This is a genomic window from Candidatus Desulfatibia sp. (assembly GCF_036446775.1).
Classification (GTDB): domain Bacteria; phylum Desulfobacterota; class Desulfobacteria; order Desulfobacterales; family UBA11574; genus Desulfatibia_A.
Genome location: NZ_JAZFTO010000044.1, coordinates 1 through 7,191 on the forward strand (window position 1 = coordinate 1; position 7,191 = coordinate 7,191).

A 7,191-nucleotide genomic window follows, 5' to 3' on the forward strand; every position below is an offset into this window, starting at 1 on the left:
TGGACTTCCGGGATGCCCCTTAAATTATAAGTTTCTTCTTCTAACTGCCACGCGGGAAAGTCCGAGACGATCATACAATTTAACTATTCACTATGCTTTTTGCTCTTTGCCGTAAAATCATTTTGCCGCTATTGGAATAAAAACGTAACACGATTTTATTGCCTGACCATAAACGAAAAAATCAATGCTTAGTATGACGTAGCGCATGTGGCACTGGTGGAGGAGCGCCCATCAAGGGAGGGCTTGAGGAGCGTCAAAAGATGGACTTGAGGAGCGCCCCGCGAAAGCATCCGGGGACTTGAGGAGCGGCCCGAGGAGCCTTGATGCGGTACTGGATGCTGGATGCTGGATACTGGTTGCTGGAGTCTGCGGGACGCCCTAATCTATCAGAGAATCTTATATTTTGAGGGGATGTCCCAGAAGTCCCGGAAGTCACTGATTGCTCTCCAAAACCGCACGGTATTAGGCGTCTGACTCCTAGCTATTGTTAGCAAATTTATCTGATTCTATCTTTGTAATGTTCTGGATCTCTATGCAGATTCGCCACCGCAGTGATGAGAATTTCTGCTGGTTCTATTATATATAGAAGAGCATAAGGAAAACCCTTTAGGATGCAACGTCTTGTTCGCTCGCCAATTTTCGTCCACGCCTCTGGCATAAACCTTATTCGGTCGACCGCTGCAGCCACTTCCTGAAAAAATCGAAAGCCTAGACCGGGTAACTAGTGATCGTAGTACCTTACTGCTTCATCCAATTCATTATTTGCGGGAGATATAAAACGAACTTTCAACCCTCATACCCCTTTTTAATTTCATCCCAATCATACGCCTCAATCTCTCCTCGTTTATATGCCTCATATCGAGCTTCGGATTCGGCAACCCAGCTCTTTTCGATATCCGGATCAGGCTTGTCGAGGCTGTATAAAATAGCCTCAACTAACCGAATTCGTTCTATCGGTCGAAGTCCTATCGCCTTTTTTGCTAATTGATCTAATGTTTCCATAATATTCCTCCATATCCGTGCTAACGATCAGCTTCAGCAACCGCCAGCTTTAAGCTGATTATTTCCCAAAATGTGTAGAAACTCACAATTAAACGACACCTTCCAAAAGCGGCACGGACCCTGGCGGTCTGCTGGAAGCTGTTGTTATGTGGCGTTTCCAATAAAATCTGATGCAAATAATTCTTTTAATGGTCCTACAATTGGCTCCAAATCAGATAATGGAACAATTTCTATTGAGAGGCCATTTTTTTCTGCCTGTATTCTAAAAACATTCTCGGCAATGGAATTTTCTGGAACAATAAGCTTTTCTGCCCATTGCCTTTTAGCCTCCCATGCCTCTCTAAAAAGAGCTTCAACGTCCTTATCGTGCGGAGATTCATCTACTACTTTTGATAATACATGACCTAATACATATGCGCTGGCTACATCCACGAGCACATAGATGTCGTAAGGTTCATCCTTTACAAACAAGAACTTTTCATTCATTCTAACGGCTATCCACGCTTCATTAACCTTAAACTGATCAGGAGTAAGCATAATAACTATCCCCAATAATTGAATTTATCAATATATCCTAGCCACATAACATAGGACCTGGGGTCAAACCTTGATTTGTGATTAATATCATCAATAAATCATTTGTCTAATAAACATAACTATCTGCAATAAATCAACATAATGCACAATAATCAATGATCAAGGTTTGACCCCATTCCCTTGATTTGGTCGCCGGAAGCCATATGGCTCCGGCGGCCCACTTTTGTGGGCCAAAAACAACAACATTTTTAAACCGCCGCTTCTATGACATTTTCACGGCGCCGCTAACATTGGAAGCTGTGCACCATGCCAAACCGCAACTATCCAAACGACATCGCCTTTGATTTTATAAAAAAACCGGTATGGCGATATGATTACCTCCCGGTAGGGAAGTTCTGGAAACTCTGGTATGATTCTTCCGGATTCAGGAAAGTCCTCGAGTCTTCGCAAGACTGTTTCGGAATGCTCTCGAAAACTGGTTGCTGCAGAAGGTTTATCCCGCCGAATATATGCGAGAGCAGACAGAAACTGGGCTCTGGCAGAAGGTGTGAAGCGGACTTTCACGATGGATCCTGGGATAGGATTAAATCAGCTTCAGCAAGAACAGTATCTAGATCATAACCCTCGCCTATTTCTATTTCCCTATCTCCCTTAGCCAAAAGCCGAAGGATCTCTTTATCGTGTTCAGATTTCTCATACGCCTCGACACCGATTATGACGGCAGCTGCCCGCCCTCTTTGCGTAATGATAATGGGTTCCTTGTTGTCCCGTAATTTTTTCAGGACCTTGGCAGCGTCTCGCCTCAAATCGCTTACCGGAAGGATATTCATAAGTTTTCCCATAGCGTACCTCCTATTGTATTTTTACATGTACCACCAAATGAGGTATAAAGCAAGCGTTTACTTGAGTACTGGTATGATATGGGTACGCCAACGTTGCGGATAACCAGCGGGACTAATACATTACAAGCTTAGACAGAGGCCTGGGGTCAAACCTTGATTTGTGATTAATATCATCAATAAATCATTTATCTAATCAATATAACTATCTGCAATAAATCAACATAATGCACAATAATCAATGATCAAGGTTTGACCCCATTCCCATGTGGTTTGAGGTAATCATATAATCTAAGATAGTTAATCCAAACCTTTTCTTTGCTTCGAAAAGCCAATACATCCACCGCCGACGGTCTTTTGCAAATTTCAAAAGAAACTCTTTTTTATGACAACGATGGGTAATATGCCAAATATAACCTGGAATATAGTGTCGTCTTGCACGCGGCAATTGAAGAAATTCTCCTTAGACAGCTATTTTGGGGGATAAAAAGAGAGCTCTAAGCCAAAAATTCGGGCCTAATAATTTAAAATATTATATGTTATTAATAGCTTACCGTGGTCAGACCCCAAATATAATTTGACCACCTATCTGGATCTGGCCTATAAGCAGTGACCAAAACAGCAGGCGACGAAGTACCTTTAGGAATTCCCCATACTACTTAAATGAGCAAGGAACTCAATGGGATCGAAGATTTTCAGTGCGGACCCGGTAAAGTCCTTCGTATTTCTGGTGATAACAGAATCAGCACCGGCCATTTGACCGGCTTCGTCTAACACCGCGTCTTCGAAATCCTGAATTTTGCTTGCAAGCGCACGTTCGATCACAAGCCTATTCACGATGGCAATTTCAAAAAGGCTGATAAGTTTGCGCAGGGCATTCCTCGCTTTGGATACAGGAAGGGACTGGATGAGCAGATAGTCTATCGTTGTAATGGTAGTAGCACAAAGTAAAGCGTCGAGGCGAGACTCCTCGACAAGACAAAATACACCCAAGGCAGATTCTACAAAAGGCTCCCGCTCAAGCAGAACATCAAGCACGACATTGGTATCAACAATCACTCTCAAAGATATTTCTCCCGAAGATGCTCCTTGTAGCCATCCTCCGAGACTTTGTGACCCTTCAAAATCCCTAGGAGCGATGCTGTGGTCGGCGGGAGAAGCATTTCTGATTCCGGTCGAGAACCAATCGCCTCGATGAATTCAGCCACCATCCGGGATACTGATTTACCCCTGCGTTTTGCCTCGATTTTGGCCTTTCGCACAATGGCTTCGTCCATTCGTAATGTAAGCTTTGTATTCATGACGTACAATATATTAGCTTGTGTACGTCAAAGTCAAGTTTTTTCTGCGAACGTCTGCGGGTTAGTGGCGGGCTGTGTACTTTCATGAAGCAATCAAGCTTTACGCAAAAAGCCGACGTTACTCCCCGTCCACTCCACCCGGTTGTTCGCCAGGGGCCTATAAATGGTGTGCGTAAATAAGCCCTGTCTCTCTGAGTTTATGTAACAAATCTCTTCGTTCTCGTTCCAGTACTTTTAATCTGCGCTTTTTATGCGGCTTCACTTTGGCGACTTCGATTACGATGTCAGCAAGGTTCGATATATGTTCATTTGGAGACGAAGCAAGGATGTTTAACCTGGAAATATTTTTCTTTGAGATATTTGATTGAGACAGGAACCCAAATATTTCTACTTCCTGCTCTATGGCGTCCCTTTCTTCTTTTGGCATCTTGGCACATTCTTTACAAACGTGATTGCGATGCCCTTTACCCGAGAATTTCTCATTCGGTTTTGTGCTGCCACATATTCTGCAATAATGTCCCATTATGTTTACTTTCTTATGGCGAACGTTTGAGTTGAGTAGCGCTTGCGAGAAAAAATACTCTGTTAAATCGGTTTCTTGGATAGGTGGTTCGGGGCTTGCGATGATTACTGGGGGCAAAAGTACCCCGGTTTTTGGTTTCAATTTGAGGCCTGGGGGCAAACCTTGATTTGTGATTAATATCATCAATAAATCATTTATCTAATCAATATAACTATCTGCAATAAATCAACATAATGCACAATAATCAATGATCAAGGTTTGACCCCATTCCCTCAATTTCTGTCTGGCTGCTTTTCTCTGGATTATGAGGTAGATTCAATATTTCTTCTGGAAGATCAGATAGCAGTGCGACCTTCTGAGCGATTTCCTCAATTGACCCAGAACCGCCTAACTCATGAAGTGCTTGAAGCAGGGGATTCATCAGTTCAGGGTACGTCGGCATCTTGGTTGAATTTTTCATGACTATTCCTTCTCAAAATGTGATGTATAACGGATGAGTTAAGCTGCCTGGCGACTCTGCCCTAGAACCATCGCCAACCAAGACGATGGCTTGCAAAGCGCGCCGATTTCACCCTGGCGAAGCCAGGTCAGCTTCAGCGGGGGTTAGGCCGCCTTTCGCCCTGAGTACGACGCCTTACGTAAAACGACAAAGCCTGCCGACGCCCGCCCGTCGTCGGCAGGCTCATGTTTGCCGGAGTTGATGCCCGTCGCCGTGCTGTAGCCAGCATTCGCTTGGCGCTACACCCTCTCTTGAGCTACGTTTCGCCCGACTGGCTGAACGCCGGGATTGTTAAGCGAAGGAGGTTGCTTAGGAAGCACTTGGCTTCATAAACTGGAAATACGCATAGCCCAACGCAAACAATAGGTAGATTCCGACGGCCGACCAGCCGACTGCGTTCATCACGCCAGAAAGCGTGCCTAGTACAGCCACGATGATGCCAACAACATCGGAGATCAACAAGGCAAGGATGATAGCCCGCTGTGCCTCGGAATCTGCGACGTTTTTGGCGAACCAGGTCAGCAGACCAATCGCGATGAGCGCCACCCCAAAGAATTGCCCCGCGAGTGCTTCGCTTGTGCCTTGTGTCATGCCATATAGTGACAACACTGTTGCCGGTACCAGCACGAAGCTGATCCCGTAGACGAGCGCGACGATGGCATTGATGACCAATAGATTACTGAGTTTCATTAGATTGCCTCCTTTAGGCCGATGGGTCACCCGTGATTTCAGGTGAGTTGTGTATACAAACAGAAAGTGTTACTTGCCTCAAACCAGTCTCGGTTTCAAAGGTTCATAGGCTGCTCCTTTCTGCCCGTGTGGGCTCGCTTTTATGTATTCATTACCGAATATCGCCAAACTTGTTGGCTACAGAACAATGCGGGCTAACATAGAGTAGACGGCCTAATAGCCGTAGTTAATTACGACAAATGGCCGCTATAAAATTAATAAATCTTAATATTACAATGCCGTAGCGTCAACGGTTAATTCATATTGAAAGGGGAAATACGGCTAAAAGGCCGTATAGTACCTGATATGCGGCTTTTGGGCCGTCTATCACTTTTCGGTCAAATCTTATAACATTTTAATATCACTAAGAAAATAATACAATTGCGGCTTATATGGATTTGGAAATACGGCGAAAGGGCAAGTTGTCGGTGCGTGATAAGCTTTGGTTACGTCACCCGAATAAGCCATCAACTCCACTTGCTGGTTCTGGGAGGGCTATTTAGTCCAATTTTCAATTTCCAACTTCTTGATCCGCTTGAATTCCTTGTCATTATTGGTAATGAGAACCAAGTCCTGACTTATGGCATGAGCCGCAATGAGTAAATCAAGCGGTCCTATGGGCCGGTCACGTTTCTCTAATTGAAAACGGATATCCCCATAAACTCTTGCAGCCGTTTGATCATACGTAAGAATTTCAAGGGGTGCTAGAAATTCTTCCAGCCGAACCTCATTTTTTTTTCGATATGTACTTTTTGCGACTCCATATTGGAGTTCAGAAACTGTAATGGTTGATATGCCGATCTCACCCAGTTCAAACTGCTTAAACTTCTTAATAACCGCTGCGGGCCGTTTGTTAATGATGTAAATGCAAATATTGGTATCAATCAAATATTTCATCTAATCCCGCTCTCTCTTGTGGTTCTGGTTGATTTCGTTCAACCATAAAAGGTTCGTCATGCTTCAGCAGATTTTGCTCCCAAGTGTCCCAAAGAGAAAAATCTTTTGGAATCAAGAGCACTCCCTCTGCAATCTTCTTGATATATACTTCCTTGCCATCAAACCGAAAGGCTTTAGGCAATCGGACGGCTTGGCTCCGTCCATTAATAAATAATTTGGCTGTTTCCATGATTCCCTCCATCTTAAACTGTGGTATATACATAAGGATATATATCATTTGTCGCAAAAGTCAAGATATATATCATTGCACCAGGTGTTCCGTGGGACATCCGTTAAATGCTCAGCAAGTCCCTGATTCAGCCTGTCGTAGATCCCGTTTGCGGGGATGGAGGCAAAGGATGTAGCGGTATGCTCCCGCATTTCTTACATTCAAAGTTTATTTCCATTTCTTTCCATTTAAATATAGCCCGCTAACGCGATACTCACCTGACGAAAACGCGTCAGCGTTTTTCGGTCAAGTGCAGAGTGATGTTGGCCTAATTCATTATTTTTCTAGCGGACCTGACTTTATATAAGGCTTGATCTTCGCAGACTTGCATTTTGCCCGATTGGTGGTCACTGATCATTTTTTCAAATATCAATTCAGTCTTTATGAAAAGGTTGCTGCTTTCTTTTTTTAGGTAGCTGCAGCCATACGGCAATATTCGGGATCGATGTCTATCCCTATGCTATTTCTGCCATATCTTACGGCTGCTATCATTGTGGTTCCGGCACCACTGAATGGATCTAAAACCGTATCACTTGTAAAAGAAAACATTCTAACCAATCGGGATGCTAACTCAAGTGGAAACGGGGCTGGATGGG

12 protein-coding genes are annotated in these 7,191 nt (G+C 44.0%); all 12 read right to left on the bottom strand.

All coding sequences use genetic code 11. The features are described from left to right. Positions 1 to 786 precede the first annotated feature (786 nt). A complete protein-coding gene (locus tag V3S16_RS01995) occupies positions 787 to 1,002 on the bottom strand; it encodes an addiction module protein (RefSeq protein ID WP_413882998.1) in 216 nt (71 codons plus the stop codon). A gap of 144 nt (positions 1,003 to 1,146) precedes the next feature. Next, entirely contained in the window at positions 1,147 to 1,539 is a 393-nt protein-coding gene (locus V3S16_RS02000; RefSeq protein ID WP_413882999.1) for a hypothetical protein, read from the bottom strand. A 273-nt stretch (positions 1,540 to 1,812) separates the two neighbouring features. After that, complete coding sequence (locus tag V3S16_RS02005) at positions 1,813 to 2,103, bottom strand: type II toxin-antitoxin system RelE/ParE family toxin (protein WP_413883000.1); 291 nt, start codon at positions 2,101 to 2,103, stop codon at positions 1,813 to 1,815. Further along, positions 2,100 to 2,381: a type II toxin-antitoxin system Phd/YefM family antitoxin gene (locus V3S16_RS02010; protein WP_413883001.1), complete on the bottom strand. Its 282-nt coding sequence runs from the start codon at positions 2,379 to 2,381 to the stop codon at positions 2,100 to 2,102. Before V3S16_RS02010 ends, V3S16_RS02005 begins: the two co-directional genes overlap by 4 nt. 636 nt (positions 2,382 to 3,017) lie before the next feature. Next, positions 3,018 to 3,437 carry a PIN domain-containing protein gene (locus V3S16_RS02015; RefSeq protein WP_413883009.1) on the bottom strand — a complete coding sequence of 140 codons (420 nt, stop codon included), beginning with the start codon at positions 3,435 to 3,437 and terminating at the stop codon, positions 3,018 to 3,020. A gap of 2 nt (positions 3,438 to 3,439) precedes the next feature. Continuing rightward, positions 3,440 to 3,679 (bottom strand): DUF6364 family protein, encoded by a 240-nt coding sequence (locus V3S16_RS02020; protein ID WP_413883002.1) that lies wholly within the window; start codon positions 3,677 to 3,679, stop codon positions 3,440 to 3,442. Positions 3,680 to 3,836: 157 nt separating this feature from the next. Then, positions 3,837 to 4,385 carry a hypothetical protein gene (locus V3S16_RS02025; protein WP_413883003.1) on the bottom strand — a complete coding sequence of 183 codons (549 nt, stop codon included), beginning with the start codon at positions 4,383 to 4,385 and terminating at the stop codon, positions 3,837 to 3,839. A 61-nt stretch (positions 4,386 to 4,446) separates the two neighbouring features. Continuing rightward, positions 4,447 to 4,662: a hypothetical protein gene (locus V3S16_RS02030; protein WP_413883004.1), complete on the bottom strand. Its 216-nt coding sequence runs from the start codon at positions 4,660 to 4,662 to the stop codon at positions 4,447 to 4,449. 348 nt (positions 4,663 to 5,010) lie between these two features. Then, positions 5,011 to 5,391 carry a hypothetical protein gene (locus V3S16_RS02035; protein WP_413883005.1) on the bottom strand — a complete coding sequence of 127 codons (381 nt, stop codon included), beginning with the start codon at positions 5,389 to 5,391 and terminating at the stop codon, positions 5,011 to 5,013. Positions 5,392 to 5,925: 534 nt separating this feature from the next. After that, the gene (gene vapC, locus V3S16_RS02040) at positions 5,926 to 6,327 is read right to left on the bottom strand and encodes a type II toxin-antitoxin system tRNA(fMet)-specific endonuclease VapC (RefSeq protein ID WP_413883006.1); all 402 of its coding nucleotides are present in this window, start codon (positions 6,325 to 6,327) and stop codon (positions 5,926 to 5,928) included. Continuing rightward, the gene (locus tag V3S16_RS02045; RefSeq protein WP_413883007.1) at positions 6,311 to 6,556 is read right to left on the bottom strand and encodes an antitoxin; all 246 of its coding nucleotides are present in this window, start codon (positions 6,554 to 6,556) and stop codon (positions 6,311 to 6,313) included. The genes vapC and V3S16_RS02045 overlap by 17 nt, the downstream gene beginning before the upstream one ends. A 447-nt stretch (positions 6,557 to 7,003) precedes the next feature. Further along, positions 7,004 to 7,191: DNA methyltransferase (locus V3S16_RS02050; protein WP_413883008.1), on the bottom strand; the 188-nt coding region annotated here is incomplete at its 5' end.